We start from the raw sequence: 18,619 nt of genomic DNA, 5'->3' as shown, positions 1-18,619 counted from the left end.
TTTTTTTTTATGAAACACATTTACTTATCACTATCTTTTTTACTAGTAACTTTTATAGGGTTTGCACAAATTCCTGCAAACTATTATGATAGTGCAAATGGTTTAGATGGATATGCTTTAAAAACAGAATTAAAAAACATAATAACTTCTGGGCATAGTGACCAAGGTTATGGTGGTTTATGGACTGCTTACCAAACAACTGATATTGATAACACAAATCAATATGACAATGATGGTTTTATTTTAGATATTTATTCTGAAGATCCAGACAACCCAGAACCTACATATCTAAATTTTACATACTCATCAGACCAATGTGGAAATTATAACAGTGAAGGTGACTGTTATAATAGAGAACACCTTGTACCTCAATCTAGTTTTGGAGAAGCTTCTCCTATGAAAAACGATGTTCATCATGTTTATCCTACAGATGGTTATGTAAATGGTGGACGTGGTAGTTTTCCTTTTGGAATAGCCGCTTCTGGAGGAACTAGTTATACAAACGGCTCTAAAAAAGGTAGTAGCTTAGTTTCTGGATATTCAGGAACTGTGTTTGAGCCAATTGATGAATTTAAAGGAGATATAGCAAGAGCTTTACTATATTTTGCAACTAGATACGAGAATAACGTTGATAACTATACTAGTTTTGATATGTTTAATGGAACAAACGACCAAGTTTTTCAAGATTGGGCAATAGACTTGTTATTAGATTGGCATTATAATGTTGATCCTGTTAGTCAAAAAGAAATTGATAGAAATAATGCAGCTTATAACTTTCAAGGAAATGCAAATCCATTTGTAGATCATCCAGAATATGCTAATTTAATTTGGAATCCTAATCCAGATACTCAAGCACCAACAACACCAACAAATCTAACAGCTTCTAATCCAACATCTAGCTCTGTAGATTTAAGCTGGACAGCTTCTACAGATAATGTAGCAGTTACAAGTTATGACGTATATGTAGATGGAGTATTCTATGTTTCTACAAACTCTAATGCAACTACTTTTACGGTTACAGGTTTGTCGCCAGAAACAAGCTATACATTTACAATTTTAGCAAATGATGATTCTGGAAATGCCTCTGCACAAAGTGCTTCTTCTAGCGAAACAACTTTAGCAGGAACTCCTGCCGGTTCAGACTGTGTTAACGAAGATTTTGAAACTATCCCATCTAATAGTGGCTCTTACGATACTAGAACTTGGACTACTTCTGCAGGACAATGGACTGCTACAGATGCAAGAACAGACCAAACTTTAAATGGTAGAGCAATTACAGTTAGAAATGGTACATTAACCTCTCCAAATATTAATGGTGGTATTGGCAATTTAACAGTTACTGCACAAGCAACTTTTGGCGCAGATTCTGCAGGAAACATGAATTTACTTGTTAATGGCACATCTGTTGGTACTATACCTTATAATGATAATAGTGGATCAGCTATTACAACAACAATTTCAAATATTAATATTGAAAATAATGTAATCGTTACAATAGAGAGTCTTGATTCAAATAGAGTAAGAATTGACGATTTATCTTGGACTTGCTATTCTACTTTAAGTGTAGATGAAGTAAGGCATACAGAATTTAAAATATATCCAAATCCTATTAAAGGAAATCTTTTAACTATTGAAGTAAAACAAAACACACGTTTTGAAATTTATGATATTTTAGGAAAGAAAATTTTAAATGGAAATGTTACTCAAACAAACAATCAAGTTAGTGTTTCAACATTAAACAAAGGTGTTTATCTTTTAAAACTTCATACACCTAATGGAAGCATAACTAAAAAATTAATTAAAAGTTAATATTTTACAAACCTATAATTTTAAAAAAGCGATTCTTTATTGAGTCGCTTTTTTTTGGTTAATAACCACGTGAATAACTATAAAATTATAGCTTGATTTTATATGTTATTATTAGATTAAAAAAACTTAAATTTGTGGTTTAAAAACAACACACAAACTATAATAGAATGATTCATTTCTTCGGAAACCAAAACAGTAAGGTTTTTGCTGTTCAAGCAACAAAAGAATTATCAACCCAAACCATCTCTAAATTGACATGGTTATTTGGCAACCAGCCAAAAATAGAACAAGCATCGTTAGATGCTTTTTTTGTTGGACCAAGAGCTGCAATGATAACGCCTTGGAGTACAAATGCTGTTGAAATTACCCAAAATATGGGAATTGAAGGCATTATTAGAATTGAAGAGTTTATTGCTTCAACTAAAGATTTCAAGGACTACGACCCTATGATTTCTGAAAAATATAACGGTTTAAATCAAGAATCATTTACTATTGAAATTAAACCAGAATCTATTCTTAACATCGAAGATATTTCGGCATATAACCAACAAGAAGGTTTAGCTTTAAACGATGAAGAAATTGAATATTTAGAAGGAGTTTCAAAAAAAATAGGAAGACCGTTAACAGACTCAGAAGTTTTTGGATTTTCACAAGTAAACTCAGAGCACTGTCGTCATAAAATTTTCAACGGTACCTTTATAATTGATGGTGAAGAAAAAGAAACCTCTCTTTTTAAATTAATAAAAGAAACTTCAAAACAACATCCTAACGATATTGTTTCGGCATATAAAGATAATGTTGCTTTTATAAAAGGTCCTCGAGTAGAACAATTTGCACCTAAAACCGCAGATAAACCAGATTTTTACGAAACTAAAGATTACGATTCTGTAATATCTTTAAAAGCAGAAACTCATAATTTCCCAACAACTGTAGAGCCTTTTAACGGAGCTGCAACTGGTTCTGGTGGAGAAATAAGAGATAGATTAGCTGGAGGAAAAGGATCTTTACCATTAGCAGGAACAGCTGTTTACATGACCTCGTATTCTCGTTTAGAAGAAAATAGACCTTGGGAACAAAAAATGGAAGCCAGAGATTGGTTATACCAAACACCTGTAGATATTTTAATAAAAGCGAGTAATGGAGCTTCAGACTTTGGAAACAAATTTGGGCAACCTTTAATTTGCGGTTCGGTATTAACTTTCGAGCACGAGCAAGATGCACGTAAATTAGGTTTCGATAAAGTAATTATGCAAGCCGGCGGAATTGGTTATGGTAAAGCAGAACAAGCTATAAAAGCAACTCCAGAAGCTGGAGATAAAATTGTAATTCTTGGTGGTGAAAATTACCGTATTGGAATGGGTGGCGCTGCTGTATCTAGTGCAGATACTGGAGAATTTGCTTCTGGCATCGAGCTTAGTGCCGTACAACGTTCTAATCCAGAAATGCAAAAACGTGCTGCAAATGCGGTTCGAGGTATGGTAGAAAGTGATGAAAATTATATTGTTTCTATCCACGATCATGGTGCTGGTGGACATTTAAATTGCTTAAGCGAACTTGTTGAAGATACTGGTGGAAATATAGATTTAGATAAGCTACCTGTTGGTGATCCAACCTTATCGTCGAAAGAAATTATTGGTAACGAGTCTCAAGAACGCATGGGATTAGTAATTGCCGAAAAACACTTAGAAACTTTAAACAAAATAGCAGACCGCGAACGTTCTCCAATGTATACTGTTGGAGATGTAACAGGAAACAATCGCTTTACTTTCGAGTCTAAAACCAAAGGAGATAAACCTATGGATTTAGCTCTGGAAGATATGTTTGGAAGCTCTCCAAAAACAATAATGAACGATGTTACTGTAGATAGAAACTACGGAGGCATTTCATATAATACAGATAATTTTTATAACTATTTAGACCAAGTATTACAACTAGAAGCTGTTGCTTGTAAAGATTGGTTAACAAATAAAGTAGACCGTTGTGTTGGTGGAAAAGTAGCCAAACAACAATGTGTTGGTCAATTACAAATACCACTTAATAATGTTGGTGTAATGGCGTTAGATTATAATGGTAAAGAAGGTGTTGCAACCTCAATTGGCCACTCGCCTATTTCTGGATTAATTAATCCTGTTGCCGGTAGTCGTAATAGTATTACAGAAGCTTTAACCAATATTATTTGGGCGCCATTAAAGGATGGTTTACAAAGTGTTTCACTATCTGCAAACTGGATGTGGCCTTGTAAAAATGAGGGCGAAGACGCACGATTATACGAAGCAGTACAAGCCATTTCAAAATACGCTATAGATTTAGGAATCAATGTTCCAACAGGAAAAGATTCGTTATCTATGAAACAAAAATATCCTAACGAAGAGGTTATTTCTCCTGGAACAGTAATTATTTCTGCAGCAGGAAACTGTAATGCAATCTCTAAAGTTGTAGAACCATTATTTAAGAAAAATGCTGGAGATATTTATTACATAAACCTATCTCAAGATCATTATAAGTTAGGCGGAAGTTCTTTCGCTCAAATTTTAAATAAAGTTGGTAATGATGCACCAAATGTAAACGATTCGGCATTTGTTAAAACGGTTTTTAATACTATTCAAAAATTAATAAAAGACGAACAAATTGTTGCAGGACACGATGTTGCTTCTGGTGGCTTAATTACTACTTTATTAGAGTTATGTTTTGCAGATACTAATATTGGAGCAGAATTAGATATTACTGCTTTAAATCAAAAAGATTCACATAAAGTATTATTTGCAGAAAACGCAGGTATTGTTTTTCAGTCAAAAGACGCATCAATAGAAGCCGTTTTAAAGGAAGCGAATATTGAGTTTTTCAACATAGGAAAAGTTACAGATACAGATGTTTTAAGCGTTATTAATAATGCTGAAGTATTTACTATGACAGTTTCTCGTTTACGAGATGTATGGTACAAAACGTCTTTCCTTTTAGACCAAAAACAAACAGCAAATAATCTTGCTGAAGCACGTTATAAAAACTATGCTGTACAACCTTTAAAATATACATTCCCAAAACATTTTACAGGAAAACTACCAGCACTAGGAAACACAAGACCAAAAGCTGCAATACTTCGTGAAAAAGGAAGTAACTCTGAACGCGAAATGGCAAATGCTATGTATTTAGCTGGTTTTGATGTTAAAGATGTACACATGACCGATTTAATTTCTGGTCGTGAGGATTTAAAAGACATACAGTTTTTAGGCGCAGTTGGTGGATTCTCTAACTCTGATGTTTTAGGCTCTGCAAAAGGTTGGGCTGGAGCTATTAAATACAACGAAAAAGCAAATAAAGTAATTAACGATTTCTTTAGTCGTGAAGATACACTTTCGGTTGGTATTTGTAATGGTTGCCAATTATTTATGGAGTTAGACCTTATAAATCCAGACCATGATGTGCATGGAAAAATGATTCATAACGATTCTAAAAAACACGAAAGTTCTTTTACTTCTGTAAAAATTCAAGAAAACAACTCTGTAATGCTTTCTACTTTAAAAGATACAGAATTGGGTGTTTGGATTTCGCATGGAGAAGGTAAATTTAACTTACCAAAAACCGAAGACCAATATAATATTGTAGCAAAATATGGTTACGAAGGTTACCCAAACAATCCAAATGGATCTGACTTTAACACGGCAATGCTTTGTGATAAAACAGGACGACATTTAGTAACTATGCCACATATAGAACGTTCAACTTTTCAATGGAATTGGGCAAACTATCCAGAAGGTAGAAAAGATGAAGTATCACCTTGGCTTGAAGCTTTTGTAAATGCGAGACTCTGGATAGAAAAACAGTAATAAAAAACTATTAAAATTATCAAGGAAGTTTCGGTAAAATGTTACTTCCTTTTTTTTTTACAAAACATTCAAATTTTTAAAACAGTTACAATTTATTGTAAGAAAAATCATATTTTGTAAAGCTATAAATTAAACAAACATGACTTACAAAGCTTATAAAAGCTCTAATCCATCAAAATTAATAGATGAGTATTTTGAATTTAAAGTCTCAAATAAAGCATTGCCTTTTCAAAGTATAGTACTTCCTTTAGGTAAACATTCTTTAGCATATACATACAAAGGAGAAAATAAATTAACAGTTAATAATAAAAATTACAGTGGCAAAGGTCTTATTGTTACAGGACAAACAACAAGGTCTTACAAGTTAAATGTAGACGAAAACACAAAATGTTGCGGTGTACTCTTTCACCCAACAACATTTTATAAACTTACACAAGTAGATGTTTCTAAAATTAACGATAAGCACCTACCTTTAAATGAAGTATCTCAACCACTTTTTGAAGTTTTAAATTCATTTTTTCAACAAAAACATAAAGGAAAAAAAGCGCTTCATACTTTAGAAGAACTTATCAATACACTACCATTAAAAATAGATAATCATACAGAAAATATTGATAAGGCAATTTATATAATAAACAAAAAAAAGGGACAAATTTCCATTAATGATTTAATTGAAAAAATACCAACTTCCCAAAAAACTTTAGAAACAAAATTTAAGCAAATAGTAGGTTTAACTCCTAAAAAATATGCTCGCTTATACAGGTTTAGTTTATTAATGAGAAAGTACCACGAAAAAGAACTCAAAATTATAGACTTAGTGCGCATGTATAATTTCCATGATGGTTCGCATTTTTCAAAAGAATTTAAATATTTTATGAAAAAGTCGCCTAAAAGTTACTTTAGTAATGAAAGTGAATTCATAAAAAAATACTTAAAATAGTAGATATTACGATTTTTTACATCAATTATTAACATAATCTAATTATATTTACATAGAATTTATGCACATTATTTAATTAATTAAATGAAAGTTAAGGGATTCATTTAAAAATAGTTAGTTATTAAATAAACTTAGGTAATGTATAAATTTATGCTATCAATCAATTAGCAGAGGAGCTGTTTTTAACAGCTCCTTTTTTTTCTTTCTATTTGAAATGCACTTAAAAATTCATACTTTGCAAGACTTTTAACTTCCAATAAAAAGAATGACAGAAATCACACGCCTTTTCGATTTTCCATATTATCAGCTAGAAAAATATAATCTTGATGCCGCATTAGTTACTAAATACAACGGTAAATGGACGCCTATGTCTACAAAAGAATATGTAGATAAAGCAAACGCAGTTAGTCGTGCTTTATTAAGAATGGGAATTCAAAAAAATGATAAAATCGCTGTAATTTCAACAACTAATAGAACTGAATGGAATATTATGGATATTGGTATTCTGCAATTAGGAGCACAAAACATTCCCATATATCCAACAATATCATCAGACGATTACGAATATGTTTTAAACCATAGTGAATCTATCTATTGTTTTGTTAGTGATGAAGAAGTTTTAGCTAAAGTCAATAAAATTAAAGCTAATACTAAATTAAAAGAAGTCTATTCTTTTAATCATATTGAAGGCTGCAAACATTACTCAGAGTTATTTGAACTTGGCAAAGATGAAACTAATCAAAATGAAGTTCAAGAAAGAATGGACGCTGTATCACCAAACGATTTAGCAACCATAATTTATACTTCTGGAACTACAGGTAAGCCCAAAGGTGTTATGCTATCGCATAATAATATAACAAGTAATGCTTTAGATGCATCGCATCGTTTACCATTTATGAATAGTAAAGAAAATAGAATATTAAGCTTTCTTCCTATTTGTCATGTATTCGAGCGTGTACTAATTTACTTATACCAATATGCCGGAGCTTCAATTTACTTTGCTGAAGGCATTGATAAAATTGGTGATAACGCAAAAGAAATAAAACCTCATTTAATGAGTGTTGTACCTAGACTACTAGAAAAAGTTTACGATAAAATTATTGCAAAAGCCGAAGAGCTATCAGGAGTTAAAAAAGCATTATTTTTCTGGGCAGTAAACCTTGCTGAAAAATGGGAACCTTATGGAGCTAATGGAGCATGGTACGAGTTTAAATTAAAAATTGCAAACAAACTTATTTTCAGTAAATGGCGTGAAGCACTTGGTGGAGAATTAAACACTATGGTATCAGGTTCTGCAGCATTACAAGTAAGGCTTTCTAGAATTTTTTCTGCAGCAGGAATGCAAGTCATGCAAGGCTATGGGTTAACAGAAACCTCTCCAGTAATCTCTGTAGAAATGTACAGAAACAAACATTTTAAACTTGGAACCGTAGGTAAACCTATAAAAAACGTTGAAGTAAAAATTGCTGAAGACGGAGAAATACTAGTAAAAGGCCCTAATGTTATGATGGGCTATTATAAAGATCCAGAAAGAACAGATAGCGTTATGACTGGTGAATATTTTCATACTGGAGATAAAGGTAATTTAGATTCTGAAGGCTTTTTAAAAATAACAGGTCGTAAAAAAGAAATGTTTAAAACCTCTGGTGGTAAATATGTTATACCAACACTTTTGGAGAACGAATTAAAACAATCTCGATTTATAGAACAAGTAATGGTTATTGGTGAAGGTGAAAAAATGCCTGCAGCCATCATTCAACCAAATTTTGAATTTATAGAAGATTGGATAGATAGAAAAAAGAAAAATATTGGAAAATCTGGTGAAGATATTGCCAATTCAAAAGAAATTATACTACGTATTCAACAAGAAGTAGACGCTTGTAATAAGCACTTTGGTAAATGGGAACAAATTAAACGTTTTGAACTTACACCAGACGTTTGGTCTATAGATAGCGGTCATTTAACACCAACCATGAAAATGAAACGAACCGTTATAAAAGACATATACAAAGAACTTTACAACAAAATTTATAGAAACTAATACTAAAACGCCTTAATAAAGGCGTTTTTTATTTTATAAAAAACTTTCCTTAATTTATTATGCATGCATAATAAATTTTTATTATCTTTGGAATTCAAATTATTGATTTACCAATTTAATGAAAGACAAAACAATCGATTATTTACTTAGAACCACTTGGTTAGCAGTAAATAAAATGTACAACGAAGAAGCTGCCAAATTTGATACCACAATGGCAACTGGTTTTACATTATTAAGTATCGACCCAGAAACCGGTACACCTTCAACTTCTCTTGGCCCAATAATGGGAATGGAAGCAACAAGTCTTTCTCGTATTTTAAAAAAAATGGAAGAATTAGGATTAATTGAACGTAAACCAAATCCAGAAGATGGCCGTGGTGTACTTATTCATTTAACCGAATTTGGACGAGAAAAAAGAGAGTTTTCACGTGATCGTGTATTAACCTTTAATAATAAAATTAAAGAACACGTCTCAGAAGAAAAGTTAAAACATTTCCAAGAAGTTACAGAAACAATTAACGAGTTGATTTCAAACAAAAAAATATACAATCAAAAACAATCTGTTTAATATAATGAGCACACGTAGAATTAAAAAAATAGCAATTATAGGTTCTGGTATTATGGGATCTGGTATTGCATGTCATTTCGCAAACATTGGTGTTGATGTCTTACTATTAGATATTGTACCAAGAGAACTAAATGCAAAAGAAAAAGCTAAAGGCTTAACATTAGAAGACAAAGTGGTTAGAAACCGCTTAGTAAACGATGCTTTAACAGCATCTTTAAAATCTAAGCCATCACCAATTTATCACCCATCATTTGCCAATAGAATTACTACTGGTAACATAGAAGATGATATTGCTAAAGTAGCAGATGTAGATTGGATTATGGAAGTTGTAGTAGAAAGACTTGATATTAAACAACAAGTTTTCGAAAAACTAGAACAATATAGAACACCAGGAACATTAATTACATCAAACACTTCTGGTATTCCTATTAAATTTATGAGTGAAGGAAGAAGTGAAGATTTCCAAAAACATTTTTGTGGAACACACTTTTTTAATCCAGCACGTTATTTAAAATTATTTGAAATCATACCAGGACCAAAAACAGATGCTTCTGTTTTAGAGTTTTTAAATGGTTACGGTGAAAAATTCTTAGGTAAAACTTCGGTTGTAGCTAAAGATACTCCTGCATTTATAGGAAACCGTATTGGTATATTTAGTATACAAAGTTTATTTCATACAGTTAAAGATTTAGACTTAACTATAGAAGAAGTAGATAAACTTTCTGGACCAGTAATAGGTAGACCAAAATCGGCAACTTTCCGAACGGTAGATGTTGTAGGATTAGACACTTTAGTTCACGTAGCAAACGGGATTAGAGAAAACTGCCCAAAAGACGAACGTTTAGAGCTCTTTGAATTACCAGATTTCATCAATACAATGATGGAAAACAAATGGTTAGGAAGCAAAACAGGTCAAGGTTTCTACAAAAAGCAAGTATCAGCCGATGGTAAAAAAGAAATTTTATCATTAGACCTAAATACCTTAGAATATAGATCTGCTCAAAAAGCAAAATTTGCAACTTTAGAACTTACGAAAACGATTGATAAAGTAGCAGACCGTTTTAAAGTATTAATTAAAGGAAAAGATAAAGCCGGAGAATTTTACAGAAAAAGTTTCTCTGCCCTTTTTGCATACGTTTCAAACCGTATTCCTGAAATTACTGACGAGTTATATAAAATTGACGACGCCATGAAAGCTGGTTTTGGTTGGGAACATGGACCATTCCAAATTTGGGACGCCATTGGTGTTGAAAAAGGTATTGAAATGATGCAAGCCGAAGGTTTAAAACCGGCAGATTGGGTTGCAGATATGTTAGAATCTGGTAGCGATAGCTTCTACTCTATTAAAGATGGCGCAACATACTTTTACGATATTCCTAAAAAAGAACAAGTAAAAATACCAGGACAAGATAGCTTTATCATATTAGATAATATTAGAAAAACTACCGAAGTCTTTAAAAACTCTGGAGTATCTGTACAAGATTTAGGAGATGGTATATTAAACTTAGAATTCCAATCTAAAATGAACACTATTGGTGGCGATGTTTTAGCAGGAATTAATAAGGCTATCGATATGGCAGAAAAAGATTTTGCCGGTTTAGTAGTAGGTAATCAAGGACCAAATTTTTCTGTAGGAGCAAATATTGGTATGATTTTCATGATGGCTGCAGAACAAGAATACGATGAGCTAAATATGGCTATTAAGTATTTCCAAGACACAATGATGCGTATGCGTTATTCTGCAATACCAACAATTTCTGCACCTCACGGTATGGCACTTGGTGGTGGTTGTGAAATTTCATTACATGCAGATAAAATTGTAGCTGCAGCAGAAACTTATATGGGACTTGTAGAGTTTGGTGTTGGTGTTATTCCTGGTGGTGGAGGTTCTAAAGAAATGGCCTTAAGAGCATCAGACACTTTCAAAAAAGGAGATGTACAATTAAATACACTACAAGAATACTTTTTAACTATTGGTATGGCTAAAGTATCAACTTCAGCCTACGAAGCTTTCGATTTAGGAATAATGCAAGAAGGTAAAGATGTAGTTGTAGTAAATAAAGATCGTCAAATAGCAACAGCAAAAGCACATGCTAAAATAATGGCAGATGCTGGATACACACAACCTGTAAAAAGAAACGATGTATTAGTACTTGGTAAACAAGCATTAGGTATGTTTTTAGTAGGAACAGATTCTATGAAAGACTCTAATTACATTAGTGAACATGACATGAAAATTGCTAATAAGTTAGCTTACGTTATGGCTGGTGGAGATTTATCTGAACCAACTAAAGTAAGCGAACAATACTTATTAGACTTAGAACGTGAAGCATTCCTTTCGCTTTGTACAGAACGTAAAACATTAGAAAGAATTCAACACATGTTAACAAAAGGTAAACCTTTAAGAAACTAAGAAAAAATGAAAACAGCATATATAGTAAAAGCATATAGAACAGCAGTTGGTAAAGCACCAAAAGGCGTGTTCCGTTTTAAAAGAACAGATGAATTGGCAGCAGAAACCATCAAATATATGATGAAAGAATTGCCAAACTTAGACCCTAAACGTATTGACGATGTTATTGTTGGAAATGCAATGCCAGAAGGATCTCAAGGATTAAATATGGCACGTCTAATCTCTTTAATGGGATTAGATGTTGTAGATGTTCCTGGAGTGACTGTAAACCGTTTTTGCTCTTCTGGAGTAGAAACTATTGGTATGGCAACTGCAAAAATACAAGCTGGAATGGCAGATTGTATTATTGCCGGTGGAGCAGAAAGTATGAGTAGTGTTCCTATGACAGGTTTTAAACCAGAATTAAATTACGATGCCATTGTAAAAGCAGGTCATGAAGATTACTATTGGGGAATGGGAAACACTGCTGAAGCAGTAGCAAAGCAATTTAACGTATCTCGTGAAGACCAAGATGAATTTGCTTACAATTCACATATGAAAGCTTTAAGAGCTTTAGCCGAAGACCGTTTTCAAGATCAAATTGTACCTATAGATGTAGAACAAACATATATAGATGCTAACGGTAAAAAAGCAACAAAATCTTATACTGTAACTAAAGACGAAGGACCAAGAGCAGGAACAAACAAAGAAGCACTAGCAAAACTAAGAGCAGTATTTGCTGCTGGAGGAAGTGTTACCGCAGGAAACTCATCTCAAATGAGTGATGGCGCTGCATTTGTAATGGTTATGAGCGAAGATATGGTTAAAGAGTTAGGCCTTGAACCAGTAGCAAGAATGGTAAATTATGCCGCTGCAGGAGTTGAACCTCGTATCATGGGAATTGGACCAGTAAAAGCAATTCCAAAAGCATTAAAACAAGCTGGTTTAAAACAAGACGATTTAGCATTAATAGAATTAAACGAAGCTTTTGCTTCACAATCTTTAGCTGTAATTCGCGAATTAGACCTTAACCAAGATATTATAAATGTAAATGGTGGAGCTATTGCACTTGGTCACCCATTAGGATGTACTGGAGCAAAACTTTCTGTTCAGCTTTTTGATGAAATGCGTAAGCGAGACATGAAAGGAAAATATGGAGCAGTAACTATGTGTGTTGGTACAGGTCAAGGTGCTTGTGGACTATTCGAATTTTTAAATTAATTAAAAGAACTTAATACAATACTATAAAATGGCAGATACAGAAAAAGATATCCTACGTGGAGGTCAATTCTTAGTAAAAGAAACAAAATGCGAAGATGTTTTTACTCCTGAAGATTTTTCAGAAGAGCAAAACATGATGAAAGAATCCGTAATGGAATTCAACGAACGTGAAATTATTGCTCACAAACCAAGATTTGAAGCTAAAGATTATGCTTTAACTGAAGAAGTTATGCGTAAAGCTGGAGAAATGGGATTTTTAGGCGTAGCCGTACCTGAAGCTTATGGCGGATTAGGAATGGGCTTTGTTTCTACCTGTTTAACTTGTGATTATATTTCTTCTGGTACAGGTTCTTTTAGTACTGCTTTTGGAGCGCATACAGGTATTGGTACTATGCCAATTACTTTATATGGTACAGAAGCTCAAAAACAAAAATATGTACCTAAACTAGCCTCTGGTGAATGGTTTGGTGCTTATTGTTTAACAGAGCCAGGTGCAGGATCTGATGCTAACTCTGGAAAAACTACAGCAGAACTTACAGAAGATGGCAAGTCTTATAAAATTAATGGGCAAAAAATGTGGATCTCAAATGCAGGATTCTGTAGTGTGATGATTGTTTTTGCTCGTATTGAAGACGATAAAAATATTACTGGTTTTATAGTTGAATACGATCCTGAAAATGCTAATGGAATAACATTGGGCGAAGAAGAACATAAATTAGGTATTCGTGCAAGTTCTACGCGTCAGGTATTTTTTAACGATACTAAAGTACCAGTAGAAAATATGTTAGCTGGTCGTGGTGAAGGTTTTAAAATCGCAATGAATGCATTAAACGTTGGTCGTATAAAATTAGCTGCTGCTTGTTTAGATTCTCAAAGAAGAATTTTAACAACTGGCGTACAGTACGCAAACGAAAGAAAACAATTTAAAACACCTATTTCAGACTTTGGTGCAATTAAAGTTAAGTTAGCCGAAATGGCAACTAATGCTTATGCTGGAGAATCTGCAACATATAGAGCTGCTAAAAACATTGAAGATCGTATTGCAATGCGTGAAGCTGCAGGAAATACGCACCAAGAAGCAGAACTTAAAGGTGTAGAAGAATATGCAATTGAATGCTCTATTTTAAAAGTTGCTGTATCTGAAGATGTACAAAGTTGTGCAGATGAAGGTATTCAAATATTTGGTGGTATGGGATTCTCAGAAGAAACTCCAATGGAAGCCGCATGGAGAGATGCTAGAATTGCTCGTATTTACGAAGGAACAAACGAAATTAATAGAATGCTTTCTGTTGGTATGCTTGTTAAAAAAGCAATGAAAGGTCATGTAGATTTATTAAATCCTGCACAAGCTGTACAGCAAGAATTAATGGGTATTCCTTCTTTTGATACACCAGATTACTCTGAGTTATTCTCTGAGGAGAAGGCAATGATAGCTAAACTTAAAAAAGTATTCTTAATGGTTGCTGGTGCCGCTGTTCAAAAATTTGGACCAGATTTAGAAGAGCACCAACAGTTATTAATTGCAGCTGCTGATATTTTAATTGAAATCTACATGGCAGAATCTACAATTTTAAGAACTGAGAAAAACGCTAAACGTACAAGTGAAAAAGAACAAGCTGTACAAATTGCCATGTCTAAATTATACTTATACAATGCAGTAAGTATTGTTGAAGGTAAAGGAAAAGAAAGTATCATTTCTTTTGCTGAAGGTGATGAACAACGCATGATGTTAATGGGACTTAAACGTTTCACGAAATATACAAATTATCCGGATATTGTTGATCTACGTAACGAAATCGCGGAAAAAGTAAAAGCAGAAAATAAATACTGTTTTTAATCTAGTTTTAATTATTTAGTAGGAAATAAAGTCAATACTCCCAAAGTATTGGCTTTTTTTATTAACTAAACTTTAGTTTTTGAGAATTGATATAAACTACTCAAAATTGTAAATTTGAGTATACCACAACAATTTACTAATAACTAAAAAACTTTTATATGAAATGGCTATACAGTAATAGTGATCCAATTTTACAAACCTTAATAGGTTGTATTTTAATTTTTATAATAATTATATTTCTTACTCGAATTATTGGTTTAAGATCGTTTGCAAAATTTACAGCTTACGATTTTGCCTTTACAATTGCTATAGGTAGTATAATTTCATCTACACTAACATCCTCTACTTCTATTGTTCATGGTTTTACGGCAATAGCAGGTTTACTAATACTAACTTATATTTTTTCCTTGTTACAACGAAAAATAAAACCATTAAGCAAATTAATATCTAATGCACCATTACTATTAATGGATGGTAATACTATTTTAGAAGAAAATTTAAAACATGCTCGTGTAGAAAAAAAACAACTAATAGCTAAACTTAGAGAAGCTAATGTATTAAACTATGATCAAGTTGTAGCAGTCGTTTTAGAATCTACAGGTGCCATTTCAGTACTTCATAAAACAGCAAATAGTGATGAGGAATTTAATAAAGATTTACTTTTAGGCGTTAGAAAAACACCATAAACCTTAATTAAGTATTAGTTAATTAATGCTTATATTTTCATTATTTTAGTTAAAAATATTTTTTATGAAACTACTAATATTTCCTTTTTTCCTTTTAACAACTTTCTTGTCTGCACAAACCAATCAAAAAATATATGATATTATTGATGCTGTATCGTCAGAACGTATAGAAAAAGATATTAATACATTAGCTAATTTTGGAACCAGAAACACATTTAGCGATACCATTTCAAATACAAGAGGTATAGGCGCAGCAAGACGCTGGATAAAAAGTGAATTTCAAACTATTTCTAAAGAATGTAATAACTGCTTAAACGTTTTTTATCAAAAAGATTTTGTTAGAAAAGAAGGTAATAATCGTGTACCACATGATGCATGGATTGTAAATGTAGTAGCTATACAAAAAGGGACTAAATATCCTAATCGATACGTAATAATGAGTGGAGATATAGATTCTCGTGCCAGCGATACTATGGATTTCACTACAGATGCTCCTGGTGCAAACGACAATGCCTCGGGTATGGCAGGAACAATTGAAGCAGCTCGAGTGCTTTCAAAATATAACTTTGAAAGTAGTATAATTTATGTTGGATTATCTGGAGAAGAGCAAGGCTTATTTGGTGGTGCTGGACTAGCAAAATATGCAAAAGATAATAATTGGGATGTTATTGGCATTTTAAACAACGATATGATAGGAAATATTAAAGGTGTTGATGGTGTTATTGACAATCGCACTTTTAGAATATTTTCAGAACCTGTGCCACCTACCGAAAATGAACGTCAACGCAAATTACGTCGTTTTTATGGTGGTGAAGTCGATGGTATTTCTAGACAATTAGCAAGATATATACACAAAAATGTAAAAACATATATGCCAGAAATGAATCCAATGATGGTGTATAGATTAGATCGTTTTGGTCGTGGCGGTCACCATAGACCGTTTAACGATTTAGGTTTTGCAGGTATTAGAATTATGGAAGCTCATGAAAACTACACACAGCAACATCAAGATATTCGCGAAGAAAACGGTACTAAATATGGTGATGTTGTTGAGCATGTTAATTTCGATTATGCAAAAAAACTTACTGCAGTAAATGCAATAAATTTGGCTAGTTTAGCATCTGCTCCACCTGCACCAAAAACTGTTGCTATTGGTGGTATTGTAGAGCCATCTGCTAAATTTAAATGGGATAAGGTTAATGGAGCTAAAGGCTATAAAATTTATTGGAGAGATACTACTTCACCAACTTGGGATAATAGCCGTTATGTTGGTGATGTTAAAGCATTTACATTAAAAGGCATTGTTATAGATAATTTCTTTTTTGGTGTGGCTTCAGTGGCGCAAGATGGAACCGAAAGTATGGTTGTGTTTCCAAATAAAATATTTAGATAAAAATTTTTAAATATGCCATTAGCAAAACAAGAACTTTATTTTAAAACAGATTTAGAATGGCGAGAATGGTTACATAAAAACCATGAAAATGACGAAGGCATCTACCTCATCTTTTATAAAGTAAGTCACAAAAAGCAAAGCATGCGTTGGGAAGAAGCGGTAAAAGTTGCCTTATGCTATGGCTGGATTGATAGTACTGTTAAAAGTTTAGGTAACGGAAAACGTAGACAATACTTTTGTAAACGAAAACCCAAAAGTGTGTGGAGTGCTGTAAATAAAAAGCATATAGAAGTTTTAATTGCTAAAAATTTAATGCATCAAAAAGGATTTGATAGTATTGAAATAGGAAAAAAAAATGGTAGTTGGACAGCTTTAGATGCTGTTGAAAAAGGTATTATTCCAGAGCAACTACAAACAGCATTTAATAACAATCCTAATGCTTTTAAAAACTATAAAAACTTAGCGCCTTCTTACAGAAAAAGCTACTTATATTGGTTAAACCAAGCGAAAAGAGAAACCACTAAACAAAAAAGAATTACCGAAATTATAAAACTATGCGAAGCAAATATTAAGTCGAGAGATAACTGGTAAACATACTTTTATGAAAGGCTGCTTCAATTTTACGACTGATTATAAAAACAAAACAAATGAACATTCAAAAAGTAACCTTTAACAACGCTAAAAACGAAAATTTAGTTGGACGTTTAGAGCTTCCTGTAAATCAACATCCTCATAACTTTGTAATTTTTGCACATTGTTTTACATGTAATAAAAACTTATCTGCTGTAAAAAATATTAGTAGAGAGCTTACAGCAAACGGTTTTGGAGTATTACGTTTCGATTTCACAGGTTTAGGTGATAGTGAAGGTGATTTTGAAAATACTAATTTCTCTGGTAATGTTGACGATTTAATTCATGCTTCAAATTATTTAGAAAAAAATTATAGTGCTCCAACACTAATTATTGGACATTCCTTAGGTGGCGCCGCTGCAATTTTTGCTGCAGCAAAATTAGAGTCTATAAAAGCAGTTGCTACAATTGGTGCGCCTTCAAATCCAAAACATGTTCAACATTTAATAGAAAGTAGTGTTGATGAAATAAAAACTAATGGTATTGCTAAAGTTAATATTGGCGGACGACCTTTTACAATTAAAAAACAGTTTCTAGACGATATTGAAACAAAATCGTTGCCAGACGTTGCACAAAAACTTCGTAAAGCTTTATTAGTGATTCACTCTCCACAAGATACAACTGTAGGTATTCAAAATGCTGAAGAAATATATGTTGCAGCAAGACACCCAAAAAGTTTTGTTTCTATAGATGGTGCAGATCACTTATTAATGAAAAAAGAAGATTCTAATTATGTTGGTAAAATAATTTCTAGTTGGGCCATACGCTATGTAAATATACCAGAAAATGAAACCATCAATACCGTACATGATGTTGTTGCAAGTTTAGATGCTTCTGAAGGATTTACAACTAAAATGAAAGTAGGAAATCATTATATAACAGCAGACGAACCAACGAGTTTTGGCGGAAATGATTTTGGTCCTTCACCATACGAGCTTGTATCTGCAGGACTATCTGCTTGTACAGCAATGACTATTCAAATGTATTCTAAACGAAAAGGTTGGGATATTGAAAATGTTGAAGTACATACTAAATACTCAAAAACTCATGCTGAGGATTGTGAAAATTGCGAATCAACTTCAGCAAAAATCGATACTTTTCATAGAGAAATAAAACTTACTGGTAATCTAGATGAAAAACAAATAAAACGTGTACTTCAAATTGCAGATAAATGTCCTGTTCATAAAACATTACATAGCGAAACACAGGTTATCACTAAGTTAATTTAAATACATTTTATATAAAAAAAAGCGCAATTAAAATTAACTGCGCTTTTGT

12 protein-coding genes are annotated in these 18,619 nt (G+C 32.7%); all 12 read left to right on the top strand.

Translation table 11 applies throughout. From position 1 onward, the window contains the following. Window positions 1-9 precede the first annotated feature (9 nt). Window positions 10-1,809, top strand: coding sequence for an endonuclease (locus LACAL_RS09945; RefSeq protein ID WP_013870599.1), 1,800 nt, complete (start codon window positions 10-12; stop codon window positions 1,807-1,809). Window positions 1,810-1,976: 167 nt separating this feature from the next. Then, window positions 1,977-5,633: a phosphoribosylformylglycinamidine synthase gene (purL, locus tag LACAL_RS09940; protein ID WP_013870598.1), complete on the top strand. Its 3,657-nt coding sequence runs from the start codon at window positions 1,977-1,979 to the stop codon at window positions 5,631-5,633. Between the two features lie 139 nt (window positions 5,634-5,772). Continuing rightward, window positions 5,773-6,573, top strand: coding sequence for a helix-turn-helix domain-containing protein (locus LACAL_RS15040; protein ID WP_013870597.1), 801 nt, complete (start codon window positions 5,773-5,775; stop codon window positions 6,571-6,573). A 265-nt stretch (window positions 6,574-6,838) separates the two neighbouring features. Next, window positions 6,839-8,614 (top strand): long-chain fatty acid--CoA ligase, encoded by a 1,776-nt coding sequence (locus LACAL_RS09930; protein WP_013870596.1) that lies wholly within the window; start codon window positions 6,839-6,841, stop codon window positions 8,612-8,614. A gap of 118 nt (window positions 8,615-8,732) precedes the next feature. Then, complete coding sequence (locus tag LACAL_RS09925; RefSeq protein WP_013870595.1) at window positions 8,733-9,182, top strand: MarR family winged helix-turn-helix transcriptional regulator; 450 nt, start codon at window positions 8,733-8,735, stop codon at window positions 9,180-9,182. A 4-nt stretch (window positions 9,183-9,186) separates the two neighbouring features. After that, the gene (locus LACAL_RS09920; protein ID WP_013870594.1) at window positions 9,187-11,595 is read left to right on the top strand and encodes a 3-hydroxyacyl-CoA dehydrogenase/enoyl-CoA hydratase family protein; all 2,409 of its coding nucleotides are present in this window, start codon (window positions 9,187-9,189) and stop codon (window positions 11,593-11,595) included. A gap of 6 nt (window positions 11,596-11,601) precedes the next feature. Further along, the gene (locus LACAL_RS09915; RefSeq protein ID WP_013870593.1) at window positions 11,602-12,795 is read left to right on the top strand and encodes an acetyl-CoA C-acyltransferase; all 1,194 of its coding nucleotides are present in this window, start codon (window positions 11,602-11,604) and stop codon (window positions 12,793-12,795) included. A 28-nt stretch (window positions 12,796-12,823) separates the two neighbouring features. Continuing rightward, entirely contained in the window at window positions 12,824-14,632 is a 1,809-nt protein-coding gene (locus LACAL_RS09910) for an acyl-CoA dehydrogenase family protein (protein ID WP_013870592.1), read from the top strand. Window positions 14,633-14,790: 158 nt separating this feature from the next. Further along, window positions 14,791-15,318, top strand: coding sequence for a DUF421 domain-containing protein (locus tag LACAL_RS09905; RefSeq protein WP_013870591.1), 528 nt, complete (start codon window positions 14,791-14,793; stop codon window positions 15,316-15,318). A 64-nt stretch (window positions 15,319-15,382) separates the two neighbouring features. Further along, entirely contained in the window at window positions 15,383-16,711 is a 1,329-nt protein-coding gene (locus tag LACAL_RS09900) for a M28 family peptidase (protein WP_013870590.1), read from the top strand. A gap of 12 nt (window positions 16,712-16,723) precedes the next feature. Further along, a complete protein-coding gene (locus tag LACAL_RS09895) occupies window positions 16,724-17,302 on the top strand; it encodes a YdeI family protein (RefSeq protein WP_013870589.1) in 579 nt (192 codons plus the stop codon). A 56-nt stretch (window positions 17,303-17,358) separates the two neighbouring features. After that, window positions 17,359-18,570: a bifunctional alpha/beta hydrolase/OsmC family protein gene (locus LACAL_RS09890; RefSeq protein WP_013870588.1), complete on the top strand. Its 1,212-nt coding sequence runs from the start codon at window positions 17,359-17,361 to the stop codon at window positions 18,568-18,570. Window positions 18,571-18,619: the final 49 nt, after the last annotated feature.

Source organism: Lacinutrix sp. 5H-3-7-4 (genome assembly GCF_000211855.2).
In the GTDB taxonomy this organism is placed as follows: domain Bacteria; phylum Bacteroidota; class Bacteroidia; order Flavobacteriales; family Flavobacteriaceae; genus Lacinutrix.
The sequence above is the reverse complement of the archived record's forward strand: the minus strand, read 5'-3'. Positions and strand labels throughout refer to the sequence as shown.